Here is an 18,969-nt window from a genome sequence, read left to right as displayed (position 1 = left end):
CCTGCCGATCGGCGACGCCGGGGAACTGTTGCGCCGGCGTCCGGACATCCGCGCCGCCGAACGCCAGCTGGCCGCGGCGACCGCCACTGTCGGCGTGGCGACCGCCGACCTGTTCCCGCGGGTGAGTCTGACCGGCTTTCTCGGCTTCATCGCCGGACGCGGTTCACAGATCGGCTCCAGCGCAGCCGAGGCTTGGGGCGTAGCACCGAGCATCAGCTGGGCGGCGTTCGACCTGGGCAGCGTGCGCGCCCGCCTGCGCGGCGCCGAAGCCGACGCCGACGCTGCCCTGGCGGGCTACGAGCAGCAGGTGCTGCTGGCACTGGAGGAGTCGGAAAACGCCTTCAGCGACTATGCCCGCGCCCAGGAACGCCTGCTGTCGCTGCTGCGCCAGTCCACGGCCAGCCGCGCGGCCGCGCAGCAGGCGGAAATCCGCTACCGCGAAGGCACGGTGGACTTCCTCGTGCTGCTGGACGCCGAGCGCGAACGGCTGGCTGCCGAGGACGCCCAGGCGCAGGCGGAGGTGGAGCTATACCGCGGCGTGGTGGCGCTGTACAAGGCGCTCGGCGGCGGCTGGCAAGCCGAAAGCTGAGCGTTCGGTCATGCGCGCGCGTCTGGCGCCCGAGACTCCGCCAGGCGCGTGCCTGCTGCCGTGAAAATGTGATCTGATCCCGCTCCCATCATGTTGGCCGCGCAAAGCGCTTTCGATCGTCATCCATCTTTGGCATAAGGAACGGCTGAAAGCCCGAACGCGCTCGGCGGTGGCTCCACGCCCGCACGGACGCACTGCCAACCAACCAGAATAAAGAGTCTTTCATGAAGCCGATCATTACCCTTGCCGGGCTTGTGCTGGCTGCCGCCAGCGCGTTCGCCCAGGCCGAGCCCATCGTCATCAAGTTCTCTCACGTAGTGGCCGAAGACACGCCCAAGGGCAAGGGTGCGCTGATGTTCAAGCGCCTGGCCGAAGAGCGTCTTCCGGGCCAGGTCAAGGTCGAGGTCTATCCGAACTCGACGCTGTTCGGCGATGCCACCGAACTGGAGGCGCTGCGTAACGACGAGGTGCAGTTGCTGGCTCCGTCGCTGGCCAAGTTCGAGCAGTACACCAAGCAGTTGCAGGTATTCGACCTGCCCTTCCTGTTCGACGACCTCGATGCGGTCAACCGCTTCCAGAAGCGCGCCAAGGGCCGGCAGTTGCTGCGCTCGATGGAAGACAAGAACATCACCGGCCTGGCCTATTGGCACAATGGCATGAAGCAGCTCAGCGCCACCCGCGCGCTGCGAATGCCACGCGACGCCTCCGGCCTGAGCTTCCGCATCCAGCCTTCGGCAGTGCTCGAAGCGCAGTTCGGCGCGGTGGGGGCTTCGACCCAGAAGCTGGCCTTCGCCGAGGTCTACAACGCACTCAAGGCCGGCACCGTGCAGGGTGCGGAAAACCCCTGGTCGAACATCTACAGCAAGAAGATGCACACCGTGCAGCCCTACATCACCGAGACCGATCATGGGGTGCTGGACTACATGGTGGTCACCAATACCCGCTTCTGGATGGGCATGCCTCACCAGATCCGCTATGAACTGGAAGCCATCCTCGACGAAGTGAGCTACATGGTGAACCTCGAGGCCGAGAAACTGAACCAGGCCGACCGCGAGCGCATCCGCCAGTCCGGTACCTCGGAGCTGATCACCCTCACGCCGGAAGAACGCGAAGCCTGGCGCGACGCGATGCGCCCGGTCTGGCAGCGGTTCGAATCGGTGATCGGCGCGGACATCATCAAGGCGGCGGAAACCGTCAACCGCAAGCAACGCAACTGAAGGATCGATGGGCAGGCCTACGGCCTGCATCGCCGCGGGGGCGTGCCCACAGGGGGACGGCGTGCACAGGCTGCTCTTGTGGGAGGCCCGACCTCGGGGCGAGGCTCTTGAGCTTCGGGCAGGCCTACGGCCCGCATCGCCGCGAGGGCGCGCCTCCCACTGGGTTCGGTGTGCACCGGCTGCTTCGTGGGAAGCCCGACCTCGGGGCGATGCTTTATAGACTGTCCCCGAGGCGCGCCCACGGGTTCGGGCGTATCCGCCGCGCCTGTGGCCCGCCCCTACTCGTCCACCCGCTGCAGCTGCCTGGCTTCGTACCCCGGATAGAGATGACTGACGCTGCGAATCAGCTCGTAGCGCGTCAGGCTGACGCCGGCGAAGCGTTCGGGAATGGCGCTGTGGATCACCTCGTTCATGTCCTCCCCGTTGGCCGCCGCATCACGCAGCAGGCCGTCGAGCCAGCCGAGATAGTCACGCATTTGCGCGAACGGCGCCGCATCGTCGGCGAGCGGGCCATGGCCAGGCACCAGGCGCTTCCATGGCAGGGCTTCGAGGGCGTCGAGATCCGTCAGCCAGACATCCAGGCCCGGGCTGTTGGGCGTGGTCAGGGCACGCTGGTAGAAGAGAATGTCGCCGGCGAACAGCACGCCGCTGCGTTCATCGAGAATCGCCAGATCGGCTCCGGTATGCCCGCGCAGTTCCAGCAGGCGCAACCTGCGCCCGCCGATTTCCAGTACACCGGGCTGCAGCGTCTCGGACGGCAGCAACACTTCGGTTCCGCGCATCCAGTCGCCGACCAGGCGGTACATGTTCTCGGCCATGGCATCGCCCTGCTCGCGCAGCAATTCGGTGGTGCCGGCCAGGGCGGCGATGGGCACGTCGGCGAAGGCCTGGTTGCCGAGCACGTGGTCGGGGTGATGATGGGTGAGCAGCACCTTGACGACGGGCTGTTCGGTAACGCCAGCGATGGCCGCGCGCATGGCCTCGCCGTAGCGTCGGGACGGCCCGCTGTCGATCACCAGCACACCGGCACCGGTGACGATGAAACCGGTGTTGACGATATTGCCGCCGTTGCGCTGGTCGAAGTTGTCGGTCGAGCCTTCCAGCAACCAGACGTTCTCGGCGATCTGTCGCGGCTGCAGCTGGTAGCGCAACTCGGCCTGTGCCGGCAGCGCCAGGCAGAGCGCAATGATCAGGATGGGCAGGCGCATGTCATCTCCTTTGCCTGGGTGTTTCGCCGCTGGCACGTGCCGGGGCGGGCTACAACGCCGCCTCGAACTCGTTGCCATTGTTGTCGCGCAGCCATAGCCGGGCGCCTTGCCGGTCCTTCACTTCCAGGCTCAGCGTCGGGTTTTCGCTGACGGCCGGATACAGTTCCAGCGTGGCCAGTACGTTGCCGGCCGTATCGCGCAGCTGTGCCTGGTTGAGGAAGAACTCCGGGATTCCGCCGACCAGGCCGTTGTCCATCGGGTGCGATACCTGTAGCCGCAGGCGGCTGCCGTCGCCGCGCCCGAAGCGCTTGCCGACGATCGTGCCCAGGCGGTCCTCCCATCCGGGTTGCGCCCGCACCACGCTCGGTGCGGTGCAGCCGCCACCGGCGGCATCGACCTTGGCCGACCCCACGTGCCAGAGACCATCGCGGGTCAGCACCGCCGCGCGGATCGGCGTCGCCTGTTCCACGCGGATGCGGATGGCCACCAGTGGCAATACCTGCGCGCCGGGCACGAAGCTGAACACCCGCGGAATGGGGTTGAGATCGGCCCAGGCCTCGATGCGCACCACCTCGTCGCCCAGCGCCCGGGCATCGATATGCACCGGCACCTGGCGCGCATCCTCGGCGAACGGCGGCACCTGCACCCGCACGCGTTCGTCGAACACGTAGGGTTCACCGCCGAGCAGGCCCTTGTGGTGGTATTCCCACATGACCGATTGCAGCGGATCGGGCTCGGCCGCCTGCAGGACAGCGGCCTGCACGGCCAGCAGGAACACCAACAAGACTCGAATGCTCATGTCGCCTCCTCGGCATGGGGCCATATCGCCTCAATGCCCCGCCACGTCACGCTCCACATCCTGGTACAGCCCGGGCAGCTCATAGTGCAGCCCGTAGCCGGCGTAGAGCTTTTCCATGTCCCCGTCCTGGATCAGCGTTTCCAGCACTTCCTCCAGCGCATAGGCCAGTTGCCGGTTGGACTCGTGGACCGCCATGCCCAGGTCCCAGACCTGCTTGCCCATGTTCGGATAGGCGTTCTCGGCGAGCTTCAGGTGGCTGTCCCCAGCCTGCGCGAGCAGCCACTCGATTTCACCGCGCATGGCCATGGTCGCATCGACTTCGCCCCGACGCATGGCAGCGAATGCTTCCTGCACGGTCGGATAGTGATGGGCGTTCTTGGCCAGCCGCCCCTCGAACACCGAAGACAGGTAGAACGACGGTACGCTGTCCACCTCGACGCCGATCGGGTGGTACTGGAAGATCGCCACGCTGGGAACCGCGTCGATCCGCCGGTCATCGTAGGCCGCCTGCCAGCGCTCGCGCTGGTAGGGCCCGAACATCACCACCAGTTCGTTGATCAGCTCGCCCAGCTCGTTGCGCTTGTAGGAGAACTCGCGGTCGTAGGGCACGCGCAGCATCACGTCGGCCAGTACGCCGCTGCGCAGGTAGTGTCCCTTCCAGATGAAGTTGCGCAGGTCGTCGTCCAGGGTTTCGTCCGGGGTCACCCACAGTATCTGCAGGTCCAGCCCCAGGCCTTCGGCGAGCTTGCCGGCCAGCTCCACGTCCACGCCGCGCGGCCGGCCATCCTGCAGGTAGCTGTACGGTGGGAAATTCTCGTACATGGCCACCTTGAGCACGCCCGACTCGATGATGTCGTCGTAGGCGCGCACCTTCACCACATCCGCCTGCGCGAATGCGCAGCAGAGCAGCAGGCACAGCGCCAGGACCCGCCGGCCCAGGCACCTCACTGCTTGGCTGCCTCGGATTCGATATAGGTACGGATCGCCCACAGCGCTTCCTGGCTGAGGGTGTCGGCCATGCGCGGCATGTACACCGCACCGTCGCGCACCGCACCGTTGATCACGCGCTCCTTGAACCACTCGTCACCGTCGTAGCTGGCCTCCAGCTCGCGCAGGTCCGGGGCGATGCCGCCGGAGATGGCTTCCAGGCCGTGGCAACGGGCGCAGTTCTGGTTATAGGCCGAAGAGCCGATCTCCACCGCCAGGTCATGATGTTCGCTCGGCGCGCGGTAGGGATTCTCCTCCACCCATTCCTCACCGAGCGAGGGCAGGCCCTTGGTGTTGACGGGTTGCGGCGTCACGTCGCCATGCGCCAGCACGAGGCCGGACATCCCCAGAAAGCCTGCGGTCAGCAGTGCGCGCATATGCATCTTGTTATTCATGACTACCACCTCATTTGCTAAAACCGTGCAAGGCAGCTCCCATCGGAGCGCATGGTGGTCATGTTGGCGGTGCGGCCGAGCCGGCAGAATCCTGCTTTGGACGCCTGCTTCTCCTCCCTTGGTAGTGGGTTTTGCCACCGTCTTTGGCAGCAGGTCGGATGCCACTGCGGTAGCAAGGCCAAATCACCGGGCGTTTGGGAAGTTTTCCCGGCAATCGCGGGAGCATTTCCGTATCGGCGCCGTCGTCGCGCTTTCGATAATCGAATCGCCAGGCCACCGGCAGACGGCGGCCTCGTCCGAATCGACCAAGGGAATCGCAACCATGACAACAAGATCGCACCCCGGCACAACCCGCCCGCTCGCCCTCGCGGTACTCGCCGGCAGCCTCGCGCTGGGCGGCAATGCCCAGGCCAAGCCGGTCAGTTGGGAAGACATCGCCAACGACCATCTTTCCACCGAAAGCGTCCTGCAATACGGCCTGGGCACCCACGCCCAGCGCTGGAGCCCGCTGGCGCAGGTCAACGAGCGCAACGTGTTCAAGCTGACACCGGCCTGGTCGTTCTCCTTCGGCGACGAGAAACAGCGCGGGCAGGAATCCCAGGCCATCGTCCACGACGGCGTGATCTACGTCACCGGCTCCTATTCGCGCGTCTTCGCCCTGGATGCCAGGACCGGTAAGCGCTTGTGGAGCTACGCCCACCGCCTGCCCGACGACATCCGCCCGTGCTGCGACGTGGTCAACCGCGGCGCCGCCATCTACGGCGACAAGATCTACTTCGGCACCCTCGATGCCCGCGTCGTGGCGCTGAACAAGGACACCGGCAAGGTCGTCTGGAACAAGAAGTTCGGCGATCACGCCGCCGGCTACACCATGACCGGCGCGCCGACCCTGGTGAAGGATGGTAAGAGCGGCAAGGTGTTGCTGATCCACGGCAGCTCCGGCGACGAGTTCGGCGTGGTCGGCAAGCTCTTCGCCCGCGACCCGGACACCGGCGAGGAAATCTGGATGCGGCCCTTCGTCGAAGGCCACATGGGCCGCCTCAACGGCAAGGACAGCAGCCCCACCGGCGACATCAAGGCGCCGTCCTGGCCGGACGACGCCAACTCACCCACCGGCAAGGCCGAGGCCTGGAGCCAAGGCGGCGGTGCGCCGTGGCAGAGCGCGAGCTTCGATGCCGAGACCAACACCATCATCGTCGGCGCCGGCAACCCGGCCCCGTGGAACGGCTGGGCGCGCACCGCCAAGGACGGCAAGCCGCAGGACTACGACAGCCTCTACACCTCCGGCCAGGTCGGCGTCGACCCGAGCACCGGCGAGGTGAAGTGGTTCTACCAGCACACGCCGAACGATGCCTGGGACTTCTCCGGCAACAACGAACTGGTGCTGTTCGACTACAAGGACAAGGCCGGCAAGACGGTCAAGGCCACCGCCCACGCCGACCGCAACGGCTTCTTCTACGTGGTCGACCGCAAGGACGGCAAGCTCAAGAACGCCTTCCCCTTCGTCGACGGCATCACCTGGGCCAGCCACATCGACCTCGAGAGCGGACGGCCGGTGGAGAACGAAGGCCAGCGCCCGCCCAGGCCGGAACCGGGCGAGAAGCACGGCAAGTCGGTGGAAGTCTCGCCCCCCTTCCTCGGCGGCAAGAACTGGAATCCCATGGCCTACAGCCAGGACACCGGGCTGTTCTACGTGCCGGCCAACCACTGGAAGGAGGACTACTGGACCGAGGAAGTCAGCTACAAGAAGGGCTCGGCCTACCTCGGCCAGGGTTTCCGCATCAAGCGCATGTACGACGATCACGTCGGCATCCTGCGCGCCATGAACCCCACCACCGGCAAGGTGGCATGGGAACACAAGGAGAAACTGCCGCTGTGGGCCGGCGTGCTGGCGACCAAGGGCAACCTGGTGTTCACCGGCACCAGCGACGGCTATTTCAAGGCCTTCGATGCCAGGACCGGCGATGAGCTGTGGAAATTCCAGACCGGCAGCGGAATCATCTCGCCGCCGATCACCTGGGAGCAGGACGGCGAGCAGTACATCGGCGTGACCGTCGGCTACGGCGGCGCGGTACCGCTGTGGGGCGGCGACATGGCCGTGCTGACCAAGCCGGTCGCCCAGGGCGGCTCGTTCTGGGTGTTCAAGCTGCCGCAATGGGAGAACAAGACCGCACGACGCTGAACCGGGCCGACGCCGTGCCCGCCGCCTCGACGGGCACGGCCACGCACAGGTTCGCGGGGCGATCCCATCGCATGCCCGGCTCCGGGTTGGCGCTCTCGCCGGTCATGCCGGAGCGCCCCGCGCAACCGCCCTCCTCCCCTTCGAACGAGAACTGCCATGAAGACACTTCACAGCCTGTCGTTGCCCCTGATCCTGCTCGCCGGCACCGCCGCGTTCGCCGCCGACGACTTGCCGCTGACCATCAACGGCTGCGTCATCCAGCCGCAAAGCCACTGCCCGAACGCCGACCTGCGCGGGGCCGATCTCAGCAACCAGGACCTGCGCAAGATCGATCTCGCCGGCGCCAACCTTGCCGGAGCCAACCTGCGCCACGCCAACCTCGACCTGGCCAACCTGGAGAAGGCCGACCTTTCCGGCGCCACCCTCAACCGCGCCAGCCTGCAGCAGGCCAACCTGCGCCTGGCGAACCTCACTGGCGCCCGGCTGGTCGCCATCCAGGGCTGGGGCCTGTTCGCCCAGGCCGCGCAGTTCAAGGGCGCCGACCTCACTGCCGCCTACCTCGAATTCGCCCGCATGAGCGGTGCCAGGCTGCACGACAGCAACCTGCACGCCGCCGACCTGGAAATGGCCTGGCTGAGCAAGGCCGACCTCGCCGGCGCCAACCTCACCGATGCCAACCTGCAGGAAGCCAAGTTCAACGATGCCAACCTGGCCAACGCCATCTTAAGCGGTGCCCGGCGGCATTATGCGACCTTCCAGGGAACCCATATGGAGGGTTGCCGGGACTGCCCGCTGGATTGGGAGAAGTAGCCCAGGCGCTCAACCAAGCCCACGCACCGTGCGCTGCAGCAGCGACAGCGCGGCATAGGCCAGCACCCCCAGCGTCGCCGACAGCCACAGCGCGTCGACGCCGAAATCATCGATCAGCACGGCGAACACGAACGGCGACAACGCCTGGGCGAAACGCGCCGGGACCATCAACAGTCCCTGGCGCAGGCCATAGCCCTGCGCTCCGAAGATCACCAGCGGCAAGGTGCCCTTGGCAATGGTGAGGATGCCGTTGCCACCACCATGCAGCAGCGCGAATACGGTGGTAGCGGGGGCGCCAGCCAGCATCACGCCCACCGCCCCGAGGGGATGCGCGATGGTGGCCAGCCGCGCCGAGAACAGGGGGTGGAAGCGTTGCAGCAGGACGAACTCCAGGCAGCGCGCGCCCACCTGGGCCGGCCCCACCAGCGCCGCCACCCCGATCGCTGCGGCAGCCGAAAGCCCGGACGCCTGCAACAACCGCGGCAGGTGCGCGGCCATCGCGGTGCTGGTGAACCAGGTGGCCGCGAAGACGAAGGCCAGCAGGCCCATGGTCAGCCCGGCCCGGGAGTTTTCCTCGTCCGGGGGCCTGCCGGTGGACGCGGGGATGGGCTGGACACCCACCGGAAGCATCAGCCGGTTGAGCGGCAAGCCGAGGAACACATGCATCGCGGCCCAGGCCAGGCAGGTCGCGCGCCAGCCGTAGTGTGCCTCCAGCCAGCCGCTGATCGGCCAGCAGACGGTGCTGGCGAAGCCCGCGAGCAGCGTGATGCCGGTGATCGCGCCGCGCGCATCGCGGCCATAGATGCCGGCCAGGGTCGCGAACGCCGCCTCGTACAACCCCAGCGCCATGCCGATGCCGATCACCAGCCAGCCGAGCCAGAGCATCGACGGGCCGCTCGCCAGGCCCAGCGTGGCCAAACCGACCGCGAAGACGATACTGGAAAGCGCCAGCACATCGCGGCCGCCGTGGTGGTCGATGCGCTTTCCGCAGAGCGGCCCGAGCATGGCGGTGACGATCAATGCCAGGGAGAATGCGGCGAAGACATTGCCACTGCTGATGCCGAGGTCGCGTGCCATCGGCTCGGCGAGAATCGCCGGCAGGTAATAGGTCGAACCCCAGGCCAGGGTCTGGGCGGTACCGAGCGCAAGGATGATACGCAAGCGTGGCACCATGCTCTCAGCCTCTCTGGTCGGCTGCTGGCGCCATGCGGGAGCGAGGGGCTGCATGGATGCGGATCATTCGGACTCCTGTCGCTGCCGCCGGGGACGGCGGCCAAGCTCGCCAGCATACGCCATCCGTCGCGATGATCCTGCATCCAGCAGTCCATGCGCGGCGTGGTGCCGGGCATGGGCGTTTCCGCCGGCTTACAGCGCCCCCCAGCGATAGCGCACACCGACCCAGGCGGCACGCGGTGCGCCGGGGGCGATGAACTGTTCGTGGCGCCATTCGTCCGGGTCTGCCTCGAAGGCATGGCCAGCCCCCACGAAAGGGTTCTCGGCCAGGGCGCCGCCCGTGGCGTAGCGCTTGTCGAACAGGTTGTCGACGCGACCGAACAGCGTCCAGTCGCGGGTGAAGCGGTAGTCGGCCGCCAGGTTGACCACGGCGTACCCCGGCAGCTTGCCGCGGCCTTCGAACTCGTCGTTGGCCTGGTGACGGTTGTTCTCGTTGCCACGCACGTATTGCGCGGAATAGGCCAATACGCTGGTGCCGATGCGCAGCCGGTCGTTGAGATTCCAGTCCAGGCCGAGCTTGAGGTTGTGTTTCGGCAGCCCCGGCAGATAGTCGCCGCTGGAAATGCGGATCTCGTCCTCCGGGCAACCGCCCTCGCCTTCGGTGCTGTTGTTCTCGGCAAGGATGCATGCCGAAGAACGGAAGGTCGCATGCAGGTAGGTGTAGTTCACCTGCCAGTCGAACGGCCCCTGCTCGCCCGCCAGGCCCAGTTCGATGCCCTGGCGCCGGGTGCGGCCGAAGTTGCTGAAGTAGCCTTTGCTGCCGCCCGTACCGACGAACAGCAGGTCGTCATGGTTGATGCTGCGAAAAGCCGTGGCGTTCCAGCGCGTGCCGCCGGCCAGTTCGCCGCGCAGGCCGAATTCCAACGTGCGGGTGACCACCTGTTCGAGAAAGGGATCGGCGGCCATGGCGTTGGGCAGGCTGCAGGGGTTCGCCGGGTCGGCACAGCCCAGCTCGATCGGCGTCGGTGCCCGGTTGCCCTGGGAGAAGCCGCCATAGAGGGTCAGCGCCTGCCGCAGCTGCCAGGCGAACCCCAGTGCCGGGTTGAGCTTGCGGTAGCTGAAGTCGCCATCGAGCGCATCCCCCATGCGGTCGGTGTTGATCACCCGGGTACGGTTGTAGCGCAGCGAGCCGGTCACATGCAGGCCCTCGCTCAGTGCCCAGGTATCGGTGGCGTAGAGGCTGGCGGTGCGGGTGCGGCCCAACAGGCTGTTGACCTGCTCCACCTCCTCGCTGGCGAGGATGCCGCGGGTGGCAGTCAGCTCGCCGCCCTGCTCGCTCTGGCGGAAACTGGCGCGGGTGTTGTCGTAAGCCAGGCCGAAGGCGAGCCGATGCGCACCGGCCTGGCGGGCCCACTGCAGTGCCAGGCCGTAGGCGCGCTGGGCAGTGCGCGTGCGGTTCAACACCCCGCTTTGCGGCCCTTCGCCGAGGAAGCCGCCGTCCGCCCATTGCTCATATTCGTCCTCGTATTCGTCGTTGCCATCGCCATTGAGGGTGTTGGTTCGCGTGCGGCGCAGGTAGAGCGTGGCGGAGAGGCGATCGCTGTCGCTCAGCCAGTGGCTGCCGGACAGCGCCAGCAACTGGCTGCGGTTCTCGGTCTGGTCGGGATGGGTGAAGATCGCCTCGCGTTCGTGGTCGTGCAGGCTCTCGGGAACCAGGCCGTTGCCGATCAGGTCGTTGTCGGCGTGCGCCAGGGTCAGCGCGAGGTCCGTGGTCTCGCTGGTCCAGGCGAACTTGCCGAACAGCTGGCCGACCTCGGACGGCGAATGGTCGCGCCAGCCGTCCTCATCCATGCCTTCGGCCGCCAGATACCAGGAGAACTGCTCATGCCTGCCGCCATGCTCCACCGAGCCCCCATGGCGGCCGAAGGAACCGCCGTAGAGTTGCGCCGTGCCGCCCGGGTGCGTGTCACCGCGCTTGGTCCGCAGCGCCAGGGCGCCGCCCAGGGTGTTCAGGCCGTACAGCGGGTTGGAGCCCGGCACCAGGGCCATGTCGGCGATGGCGGTGCCAGGGATCAGGTCCCAATGCACCACGTCGCCGAAGGCTTCGTTGACACGCACGCCATCGAGAAACACCGACAACCCCTGCGGCGTACCCAGTAGCGGCGAGGCGGTGAAACCGCGGTAATTGAGGTCCGCCTGATAGGGGTTGCCCTGGGTTTCGTTGATATTCACGCTGGGCAGCCCGCGCTGCAGGTTCTCGGCAAGGGACTGTCCGCCCAACTGGCGCAGGCGTTCGCCATCCAGCGTCTGGATATTGGCCGGTACCCGGTCCTTCGGCAGGTCGATACCGGGCAACGGTGTCGTGGCGACCACCTCGGCGCTGCCGAGCTCGAGCGGCCCGGCGGCGTGAACGAAGCCAGGCAGGAGACTGGCGATGGCTAGGGAAAACAGCGTGCGCGGGGGCATTCCGCTGCGACGGAGCTGATACGGCATGGGCGTTCCTTGTTCTTGTTGGCGAGTCAGGCCGGGCGATCCGCCAACAATCTGCGCGGGCCTCCGGCTCTACGGCAGGATGCCTACTGGCAACCTGCCAGGAACGATTATCGGAAGCCGCCGCAGGGCATCGACAGGGAAAATCTCCCGGCTCTGGCGGGAAAAATTCCCGATCGCGCGGCGATTGGTCTTACTACCGGCGAACCAAGACGGAGCAAGGCTTCGGGACGAAGGCGGCCAGTCGCTACCCGCAGCCGCGCGCAGCAACCGCGGGCCGAACGGGGCCGTTGAACAAGGAAGGGGCCAGAACAGAACCGATCGAGGGCTCAGGCTAGCAGGCGCTCACCGACGCGCAGCAAGCCCTGGTCGATGGCCAGATGCACCAGCTCCGCCTGGGAGCTGACCTCCAGCTTGCTTTTCAGCAGCGCCATGTGGTTGGAGACGGTCTTGCTGCTGATGCACAAGCGCTCGGCGATCTCGCGGTTACCGATGCCGCGGGCGAGCATGATGAAGATCTCCATCTCGCGCGGGGTCATCTCGGCCAGCCGCCCCTTGATCGGCGACTGCGAAGGCCGTTGGCAGGCCAGTTCGGTCGCCAGCGGCTGTTCGATGAAGGTCTGTCCGGCCAGCACCTTGCGCACCGCCTCGACCAGGACGTCCGGTGCGCAACGCTTGGTCAGGTAGCCGGATGCACCGGCATCCAGTGCCTGGCGGACCAGCGCCAGTTCGTCGTGCATGCTGAAGACCAGCACCGGCAGCAACGGCAGCCGCTGGCGCAGGCGCCGGCAGGTTTCCAGCCCGCTGATGCCGGGCAGGCCCAGGTCGAGCACGACGAGGCTGGGAATCGTCTCCTGCACCTGCTGCAGCGCCAGCTCGCCGCTCGCCGCTTCGCTGACCACAACCTCGGGGAGCAATGCCCTGAGCAGGCTGGCATAGCCCTGACGTACCACCGCATGGTCGTCCACCAGCAGGATCTTCATGATGTCGCTCCTTCCACAGGCAGCTTGAGATAAAGCGCCCAGCCTGCGCCCGGGCGATGCCGCAGGCGCAACCGGGCACCGAGACAGCGCGCATGCTCGCCCATCGAGCGCAGGCCGACGCCCGCCCGCTCGGGAGGCTGGCCATGGCCGTCGTCGCGAAGCAGCAGGCGCAGCCCGTTGCGGCCGCCACGCAGGTGCAGCTTCACGCGGCTGGCCCGCGCATGCCGCGCCACGTTGGTCAGCGCTTCCTGCACCATGCGATACAGATGCAGCTTGGCCTCCATCGGCAGCGCGGGGATCGGCCCCTGCAGCTGGAGCTGGCACTCGATGCCCTGTGCGCTCTGCCATTGGTCGGCAAGCTGGCCGAGCGCTTCCTCCAGCCGCAGGTGATCGAGCATCACCGGATAGAGATCGCGGACCAGGGTGCGAAAGCCGTTCTGCAGGTCGAGGCTGTGCTGCTCGAGATGAGTCGCGGTTTCACGCACGGCGTCCGGCTTGTCGGCTTGGACCCGCAGGAGGCAGACCCGCGCGCGAATGCCGGCAAGGTACTGGCCGAGATCGTCATGCAGCGCCTGCGCCAGCCGGGTGCGCTCGCGCTCCTGCAGGGCGAGCAGCGCCTGGGTCAGGCGGTCGTTGTCCGCCCGTGCATCCTCGAGCGCCGCGGCCATGTGGTTGAAGCGCTCGGCCAGTTGGCGGGCTTCCGCGAAGCGGTGAGGCGGCAGCCGGGTGTCGAGCCGGCCGGCGGCGATGCGCACCAGCGCGGCGAGCAGTTCGCGCAGTACGCGCATGCCCGGGCGCACCGCCCAGCGGATCGCCAGCAGGCTGAGCAGTAGCGCCAGCGCGAACAGCGCCAGCAGTTGCAACAGCGAATCCCTCACCTCGTCGACTTCGTCGATCGGATCGACGCTGATATGCAGGCGCTGGCCGTCCGCCAGCTGCAGCACCCTGGGCGCGGCCTGCTCCATCGGATACAGCCAGGCGGCGAGCCAGTCGCCGGAGACCGTCGCGGTGCCGGCCATTGCCGGCTCCTCGGCCTTCGACCAGCGCACGCGCACGTGCCTCAGGCTATCGGTGAGCTCAGGCCGCAGCGAGCCGGGGTCGCGCTCGGCCATTTCACCCAGGTATTCGGCGACGGTGGCCGCCGCGCTCAGCTCACGCTGCACATCGTGGCTGGCCTGGCGCAACAACACCGCCAGGCAGACTGCCGCCACCAGGATGAAGAACAGCGTGACCAGCAGATTGATGCGCCAGAGTGCGGACATGCCGGAACCTCGGAAGCGGGATTCACTTCACCACGAAGCGGCCTTCCATGCCCTTGTTCTGCAGCCCCTTGCAGTAGAACGGGTAGCTGCCCGGTTTGATCGGCAGGAAGAAGATCTCCGCCTCGCCGGCCTCCTCGAACTCCAGCTCGACCAGGGTGATGGCCTTGATCTCCACGCCGCCGGCCTCGACCTTGCGCAGGAAGATCGCCTGGGCGAACTCGGGCGCCTGGAAAGCGCACTCCTTCTGGCCATCGGAACTGATCTTGAGCTGGTAGGCGATGCCGGTTTCCAGCTGGTACTCCTTCTGCGAGACCGCGTAGTCGCTCTCCTCGGAGCCGAACGCGAGATCCGGCAGCGCCTGGGTGCGACGCGTCAGGTCGCCGGCGGCATGGCCCTGATCGAAACCGACCAGGCTGACGATGAACAGCAGGTTGAGCAGCAGGACTTTGCAGGTGGGCATGGGACGGCCTCGTTATTGTTATCGGACAGCTACATGCTAGGGGCAGGCGCCGGCTGCGGGCCTACTACCTTGGTACCGTCGGAGCGGTACTTTCTGCATATTCCCCCACCTCCTGGCGATTCCTATGCTGGGGCCACCCTCACATGGAGTTGCCCATGCGCCTGCTCGCGATCCACGCCGCCGTCTGCCTGGCCGCCCTGGTCTGCCCCGTCACGTTCGCCGAGGCGGCCAGCCAGCCATTGACGGTCCGCATCGGCTACCTCGGCTACCGTCCCGACCCCGGGCCGCTGCTATCCAATGTCATTCCCGAACCGGAGGATGCCGGCCTGCGCGGCGCCGAGCTGGCCGTGGTCGACAGCAACAGCACGGGACGCTTCCTCAAGCACCACTACGAACTCGAGGCCGCCACCGGCGAAACGCCGGAAGACCTGCTGGCACAAGCCGCGCAACTGCATGCCGACGGCCTGCGCCTGTTCGTGGTGAATGCGCCCGCCAACACCCTGCGCCGGCTCGCCAAGGCCCTGCCGGACAGCCTGCTGCTCAACGCCGGCAGTGCCGACGATGCGTTGCGCAGCCAGAGCTGCCTGGCCAACGTGCTGCACACCCTGCCCAGCCGCAGCATGCTCGCCGATGCGCTCGGCCAGTTCCTCGCCGTACGCCGCTGGAACCACTGGCTGCTGATCGTCGGCCCGACCGCCGAGGACCAGGCCTACGCCGACGCATTGCGCCGCGCGGCCAAGCGTTTCGGCCACCGGATCGTCACGGAAAAGCCCTGGAGCTTCGATAACGACCAGCGCCGCAGCGCCCAGGCCGAGATGCCGCTGTTCACCCAGGCGGACGAGTACGACGTGGTACTGGTGGCCGACGAACGTGGCGACTTCGGCGAGTACGTCCCCTATCACACCTGGCTGCCCCGGCCCGTTGCCGGCACCCAGGGGCTGACCCCGACCGGTTGGCACAAGACGGTGGAAACCTACGGCGCCGCGCAGTTGCAAAAGCGCTTCGAAGCCCATGCCGGGCGCTGGATGAACGATCGCGACTTCGCCGCCTGGCTGGCCGTACGCAGCCTCGCCGCCGCCGTCACCAAACTGCGCGCCGACGATGCCACGGCGATTCGCGCGCTGTCGTTGAGCGACGCGCTGCCGCTGGACGGCTTCAAGGGGCGCAAGCTGAGCTTTCGCCAATGGAACGGCCAACTGCGCCAGCCGATTCCGCTGGTCCATCCGCGGGCACTGGTTTCCAACTCGCCCCAGGAAGGTTTCCTGCATCCCACCAGCGAACTGGACACCCTGGGCTTCGATGCAGCGGAAAGCCGCTGCCGCCTTGACCAGAAGGAGTTTTGAGCATGCGATGCGCACTGCTTGTGTTGGCCTTGGGTGCCCGCTTGGCATCTGCCGAAACCAGCGATTTGAGTTACGAGGCTTACGTCGACAGCGATAAGCGCATCAAGTGCCTCTACGGCTACGCGGCCGAAAAGACAGGGGACCACGCATCCGCCAGGAGAATCTTTGAAGACTGCATCGAGCGCTGGAACGATGTGTACTCGATGATCTGGCTTGCTCAGATGTACGAATCGGGCGCCGGTGTAGCCGTAGACCAGGCGAAAGCTGCGGCCCTCATCAAACGAGGTGCGGAGCAGCCGGACGATGCCAGCTACGTCGACCTTGCACGCTATCACTGGGGCGTGGCGCTGGCCGAAGGCCGCGGTGTCGAAACCGATCGCGCGGCCGCGCGCAGCTGGTTGCAGCGCGCGGCCGCCGGAGGCCAGCAGGACGCCGATGAATACTTGCAGCAGCTGGATGACAGCCGCGCCGCACAATAACGACAAGAGAGCCCGACCATGCCCCGAACCCTGCTAGCCACCGCCATTGCCTGCGCCCTGACCTGTTCCACCGGCGCCGCCACGGCCGCCACCGCCTATGTCTCCAACGAAAAGGACGACAGCATCAGCGTGATCGACCTGGAGCGCATGGAAACGGTCGAGACGCTGGAAGTCGGCATGCGCCCGCGCGGCCTGACGCTGTCCCGTGACCACAAGCTGCTCTATATCTGCGCCAGCGATTCGGACACCGTGCAGGTCATGGACCTGGCGACCCGGCAGATCATCAAGCAGCTGCCCTCCGGTGCCGATCCCGAGCAATTCGCGCTGCACCCGAACAACAAGTGGCTGTACATCTCCAACGAGGACGATGCGCTGGTCACCGTGGTCGATGTCGACAAGGAGGAGGTGCTGGCGCAGATCGACGTCGGCGTCGAGCCCGAAGGCATGGCCGTCAGCCCCGACGGCAAGTGGGCGGTGAACACCAGCGAAACCACCAACATGCTGCACTGGATCGACACCGGTACCCATGAACTGGTGGACAACACCCTGGTCGACCAGCGCCCGCGCCATGTGGAGTTCTCCAAGGACAGCAAGCTGCTCTGGGCCTCGGCCGAGATCGGCGGCACGGTCAGCGTGGTGGATGTGGCCAAACGTGAGGTGCTGAAAACCCTGACCTTCAAGATCAAGGGCATCCACCCGGACAAGGTGCAGCCAGTGGGCATCAGGCTCACGTCCGACGGCAAGTACGCCTTCGTCGCCCTCGGCCCGGCCAACCACATCGCGGTCGTCGATGCCAGGACCTACGAGGTGCTGGATTACTTGCTCGTCGGCCGACGTGTCTGGCACATGGCGTTCACCCCGGACGAGCGCCTGCTGCTGACCACCAATGGCGTCAGCGGCGATGTATCGGTGGTGGATGTGGCCAGCCTCAAGGTAACCAAGTCGATCAAGGTCGGCCGTTATCCATGGGGTGTGGTGGTCGCGCCATGAATGCCCTGGACGTCGAACAGCTCGGCTTCGCCTATGGCGCGCGGCGCGCACTCGACGGCGTCACGTTCGGCGTCGCCGCCGGGCATTTCACCGCCCTGCTCGGCCCGAACGGCGCGGGCAAATCGACCCTGATCGCCCTGCTCACCCGCCTGTACGACCTGCAGCGCGGTAGCATTCGTGTCGCCGGCTTCAGCCTGAGCGAACGACCGCGCGAAGCGCTGCGCCGGCTTGGCGTGGTGTTCCAGCAGAGCACGCTGGATCTCGACCTGACGGTGGAGCAGAACCTGCGCTACCACGCCGCGCTGCATGGCATGCCGCGGGCGGTGGCCAGCGACCGCATCGAACTGGAGCTGCAGCGCCAGCAGCTCGGCGAGCGGCGGCGGAGCAAGGTGCGCGAGCTCAATGGCGGCCATCGGCGCCGCGTCGAGATCGCCCGCGCGCTGCTGCACAAACCAAGCCTGCTGCTGCTCGACGAAGCCAGTGCCGGGCTCGACCCGGCCAGCCGCCAGGCGCTCAACCAGCACGTGCGCGAATTGTGTCGCGAGGAAGGCATGAGCGTGCTGTGGACCACCCACCTGCTCGACGAGGTACGCGCCGAAGACGATCTGCTGATCCTCAACCGCGGCCGGTTGGTCGCCCAGGGCCGAGCCCACGAACTCGCGCAGGGCGACGATACGCTGGAGCAGACCTTCAGCCGCCTCACCCATGCCGCCGAGGCGATCGGATGACGCCTGTCGCCACCTTCTCCCGTCGCCATCTGGAGTACCGCCGATGAGCCTTTACTGGGAATGCCTGCGCGGGATCGTGCTGCGCGAATGGCTACGTTTCGTGCAACAGCGCTCGCGCTTCTTCAGCGCCCTGGTGCGCCCGCTGCTGTGGCTGGTGGTGTTCGCCGCCGGCTTCCGCGCCGCGCTGGGTATCGCGATCATCGAGCCGTACGATACCTACATCACCTACGAGACCTACATCGTGCCGGGCCTGGCCTGCATGATCCTGCTGTTCAACGGCATGCAGAGCTCGCTGTCGATGGTCTATGACCGCGAGATGGGCAGCATGCGCGTATTGCTGACCAGCCCGCTGCCGCGCAGCTTTCTGCTGGCGGGCAAGCTGCTGGCCACGGCGCTGATCTCGCTGCTGCAGGTCTATGCCTTCCTCGCCATCGCCTGGGCCTATGGCGTGCAACCGCCTCCGCTCGGCCTGCTGGCCGCCCTGCCCGCCCTGCTGCTGGTGGCGCTGCTGCTCAGTGCGCTGGGGCTGCTGCTGTCCAATGGCATTCGCCAGTTGGAGAACTTCGCCGGGGTGATGAATTTCGTCATCTTCCCGATGTTCTTCCTGTCTTCGGCGCTGTATCCGCTGTGGAAGATGCGCGAGGCCAGCGACTGGTTGTACTGGATCTGCGCCTTCAATCCCTTCACCCATGCGGTGGAGCTGGTGCGCAATGCGCTTTACCTGCGTCTGGCACCGACCGCGCTGATGGTGTGCCTCGGCTTGACCCTCGCTTTCAGCCTGCTCGCGGTGCTCAGCTTCAATCCGCAGCACGCGGCGTTGCGCCGCTCGGCATGAGCCACTTACTACTTTGGTACCGGTTTTCCCCTCCATCGT

Annotated in this window: 18 protein-coding genes; 9 read left to right on the top strand and 9 right to left on the bottom strand. The window is 66.7% G+C overall.

Annotated elements, in window-relative coordinates:
* Together BAY1663_RS08640 and BAY1663_RS08635 are read left to right on the top strand one after the other, a co-directional pair.
* Nucleotides 1-589 (top strand): TolC family protein (locus tag BAY1663_RS08640; RefSeq protein WP_037039547.1); only part of this gene is annotated, 589 nt, incomplete at its 5' end.
* 224 nt (nucleotides 590-813) lie between these two features.
* On the top strand, nucleotides 814-1,806 hold the full coding sequence (locus BAY1663_RS08635; RefSeq protein WP_037039543.1) for a TRAP transporter substrate-binding protein: 993 nt from the start codon (nucleotides 814-816) through the stop codon (nucleotides 1,804-1,806).
* Between the two features lie 278 nt (nucleotides 1,807-2,084).
* Here BAY1663_RS08635 and BAY1663_RS08630 read toward each other — a convergent pair whose 3' ends face one another.
* Genes BAY1663_RS08630 through pedF form a run of 4 tightly spaced genes read right to left on the bottom strand, consistent with a single transcriptional unit; the run spans nucleotide 2,085 to nucleotide 5,195 of the window.
* Nucleotides 2,085-3,014 carry a quinoprotein relay system zinc metallohydrolase 1 gene (locus tag BAY1663_RS08630; protein WP_037039541.1) on the bottom strand — a complete coding sequence of 310 codons (930 nt, stop codon included), beginning with the start codon at nucleotides 3,012-3,014 and terminating at the stop codon, nucleotides 2,085-2,087.
* A gap of 49 nt (nucleotides 3,015-3,063) precedes the next feature.
* Nucleotides 3,064-3,813, bottom strand: coding sequence for a quinoprotein dehydrogenase-associated SoxYZ-like carrier (locus BAY1663_RS08625; protein ID WP_037039539.1), 750 nt, complete (start codon nucleotides 3,811-3,813; stop codon nucleotides 3,064-3,066).
* 30 nt (nucleotides 3,814-3,843) lie between these two features.
* Nucleotides 3,844-4,761 (bottom strand): ABC transporter substrate-binding protein, encoded by a 918-nt coding sequence (locus BAY1663_RS08620; protein ID WP_256206623.1) that lies wholly within the window; start codon nucleotides 4,759-4,761, stop codon nucleotides 3,844-3,846.
* Nucleotides 4,758-5,195, bottom strand: a complete 438-nt coding sequence (gene pedF / locus BAY1663_RS08615) for a cytochrome c-550 PedF (RefSeq protein ID WP_037039537.1) — start codon at nucleotides 5,193-5,195, stop codon at nucleotides 4,758-4,760. The genes BAY1663_RS08620 and pedF overlap by 4 nt, the downstream gene beginning before the upstream one ends.
* Nucleotides 5,196-5,517: 322 nt before the next feature.
* Between pedF and exaA the strand changes: the two genes are divergently transcribed.
* Both exaA and BAY1663_RS08605 read left to right on the top strand, forming a co-directional pair.
* Nucleotides 5,518-7,377: a quinoprotein ethanol dehydrogenase gene (gene exaA, locus BAY1663_RS08610; RefSeq protein WP_037039535.1), complete on the top strand. Its 1,860-nt coding sequence runs from the start codon at nucleotides 5,518-5,520 to the stop codon at nucleotides 7,375-7,377.
* A 156-nt stretch (nucleotides 7,378-7,533) separates the two neighbouring features.
* Complete coding sequence (locus BAY1663_RS08605; protein ID WP_037039534.1) at nucleotides 7,534-8,187, top strand: pentapeptide repeat-containing protein; 654 nt, start codon at nucleotides 7,534-7,536, stop codon at nucleotides 8,185-8,187.
* Between the two features lie 9 nt (nucleotides 8,188-8,196).
* On the opposite strand, the gene BAY1663_RS08600 is transcribed toward BAY1663_RS08605, so the two are convergent.
* The 5 genes from BAY1663_RS08600 to BAY1663_RS08580 form a co-directional block, all read right to left on the bottom strand.
* The gene (locus BAY1663_RS08600) at nucleotides 8,197-9,357 is read right to left on the bottom strand and encodes an MFS transporter (RefSeq protein WP_256206624.1); all 1,161 of its coding nucleotides are present in this window, start codon (nucleotides 9,355-9,357) and stop codon (nucleotides 8,197-8,199) included.
* Between the two features lie 195 nt (nucleotides 9,358-9,552).
* Nucleotides 9,553-11,853: a TonB-dependent receptor gene (locus tag BAY1663_RS08595; RefSeq protein WP_037039531.1), complete on the bottom strand. Its 2,301-nt coding sequence runs from the start codon at nucleotides 11,851-11,853 to the stop codon at nucleotides 9,553-9,555.
* Between the two features lie 326 nt (nucleotides 11,854-12,179).
* Nucleotides 12,180-12,833 (bottom strand): response regulator transcription factor, encoded by a 654-nt coding sequence (locus BAY1663_RS08590; protein WP_037039530.1) that lies wholly within the window; start codon nucleotides 12,831-12,833, stop codon nucleotides 12,180-12,182.
* Nucleotides 12,830-14,095: a sensor histidine kinase gene (locus tag BAY1663_RS08585; protein ID WP_037039529.1), complete on the bottom strand. Its 1,266-nt coding sequence runs from the start codon at nucleotides 14,093-14,095 to the stop codon at nucleotides 12,830-12,832. The genes BAY1663_RS08590 and BAY1663_RS08585 overlap by 4 nt, the downstream gene beginning before the upstream one ends.
* 22 nt (nucleotides 14,096-14,117) lie before the next feature.
* A complete protein-coding gene (locus tag BAY1663_RS08580) occupies nucleotides 14,118-14,555 on the bottom strand; it encodes a copper-binding protein (RefSeq protein ID WP_037039528.1) in 438 nt (145 codons plus the stop codon).
* Nucleotides 14,556-14,710: 155 nt separating this feature from the next.
* Between BAY1663_RS08580 and BAY1663_RS08575 the strand changes: the two genes are divergently transcribed.
* From BAY1663_RS08575 to BAY1663_RS08555, 5 genes are read left to right on the top strand one after another with little or no spacing between them, the layout of a single operon-like run.
* Entirely contained in the window at nucleotides 14,711-15,898 is a 1,188-nt protein-coding gene (locus tag BAY1663_RS08575; RefSeq protein ID WP_037039527.1) for an ABC transporter substrate-binding protein, read from the top strand.
* 2 nt (nucleotides 15,899-15,900) lie between these two features.
* The gene (locus BAY1663_RS08570) at nucleotides 15,901-16,377 is read left to right on the top strand and encodes an SEL1-like repeat protein (protein WP_037039526.1); all 477 of its coding nucleotides are present in this window, start codon (nucleotides 15,901-15,903) and stop codon (nucleotides 16,375-16,377) included.
* Nucleotides 16,378-16,395: 18 nt separating this feature from the next.
* Nucleotides 16,396-17,367, top strand: coding sequence for a YVTN family beta-propeller repeat protein (locus BAY1663_RS08565; protein WP_037039525.1), 972 nt, complete (start codon nucleotides 16,396-16,398; stop codon nucleotides 17,365-17,367).
* A complete protein-coding gene (locus BAY1663_RS08560) occupies nucleotides 17,364-18,095 on the top strand; it encodes an ABC transporter ATP-binding protein (protein WP_037039524.1) in 732 nt (243 codons plus the stop codon). Before BAY1663_RS08565 ends, BAY1663_RS08560 begins: the two co-directional genes overlap by 4 nt.
* A gap of 43 nt (nucleotides 18,096-18,138) precedes the next feature.
* On the top strand, nucleotides 18,139-18,930 hold the full coding sequence (locus BAY1663_RS08555; RefSeq protein WP_037039523.1) for an ABC transporter permease: 792 nt from the start codon (nucleotides 18,139-18,141) through the stop codon (nucleotides 18,928-18,930).
* The last annotated feature ends 39 nt before the right edge of the window (nucleotides 18,931-18,969 follow it).

Origin of the sequence: Pseudomonas sp. BAY1663, from assembly GCF_000582595.1 — a bacterium.
Lineage (GTDB): Bacteria > Pseudomonadota > Gammaproteobacteria > Pseudomonadales > Pseudomonadaceae > Stutzerimonas > Stutzerimonas stutzeri_AF.
Note: the sequence above shows the minus strand (reverse complement) of the source record. Positions and strands in the feature narration are given on the sequence as shown.

Coding starts and splice junctions, on each gene's coding strand:
- BAY1663_RS08635 (WP_037039543.1), top strand. CDS start 814: ATGAAGCCGATCATTACCCTTGCCGGGCTTGTGCTGGCTGCCGCCAGC.
- BAY1663_RS08630 (WP_037039541.1), bottom strand. CDS start 3,014: ATGCGCCTGCCCATCCTGATCATTGCGCTCTGCCTGGCGCTGCCGGCA.
- BAY1663_RS08625 (WP_037039539.1), bottom strand. CDS start 3,813: ATGAGCATTCGAGTCTTGTTGGTGTTCCTGCTGGCCGTGCAGGCCGCT.
- pedF (WP_037039537.1), bottom strand. CDS start 5,195: ATGAATAACAAGATGCATATGCGCGCACTGCTGACCGCAGGCTTTCTG.
- exaA (WP_037039535.1), top strand. CDS start 5,518: ATGACAACAAGATCGCACCCCGGCACAACCCGCCCGCTCGCCCTCGCG.
- BAY1663_RS08605 (WP_037039534.1), top strand. CDS start 7,534: ATGAAGACACTTCACAGCCTGTCGTTGCCCCTGATCCTGCTCGCCGGC.
- BAY1663_RS08595 (WP_037039531.1), bottom strand. CDS start 11,853: ATGCCGTATCAGCTCCGTCGCAGCGGAATGCCCCCGCGCACGCTGTTT.
- BAY1663_RS08590 (WP_037039530.1), bottom strand. CDS start 12,833: ATGAAGATCCTGCTGGTGGACGACCATGCGGTGGTACGTCAGGGCTAT.
- BAY1663_RS08585 (WP_037039529.1), bottom strand. CDS start 14,095: ATGTCCGCACTCTGGCGCATCAATCTGCTGGTCACGCTGTTCTTCATC.
- BAY1663_RS08580 (WP_037039528.1), bottom strand. CDS start 14,555: ATGCCCACCTGCAAAGTCCTGCTGCTCAACCTGCTGTTCATCGTCAGC.
- BAY1663_RS08575 (WP_037039527.1), top strand. CDS start 14,711: ATGCGCCTGCTCGCGATCCACGCCGCCGTCTGCCTGGCCGCCCTGGTC.
- BAY1663_RS08570 (WP_037039526.1), top strand. CDS start 15,901: ATGCGATGCGCACTGCTTGTGTTGGCCTTGGGTGCCCGCTTGGCATCT.
- BAY1663_RS08565 (WP_037039525.1), top strand. CDS start 16,396: ATGCCCCGAACCCTGCTAGCCACCGCCATTGCCTGCGCCCTGACCTGT.
- BAY1663_RS08560 (WP_037039524.1), top strand. CDS start 17,364: ATGAATGCCCTGGACGTCGAACAGCTCGGCTTCGCCTATGGCGCGCGG.
- BAY1663_RS08555 (WP_037039523.1), top strand. CDS start 18,139: ATGAGCCTTTACTGGGAATGCCTGCGCGGGATCGTGCTGCGCGAATGG.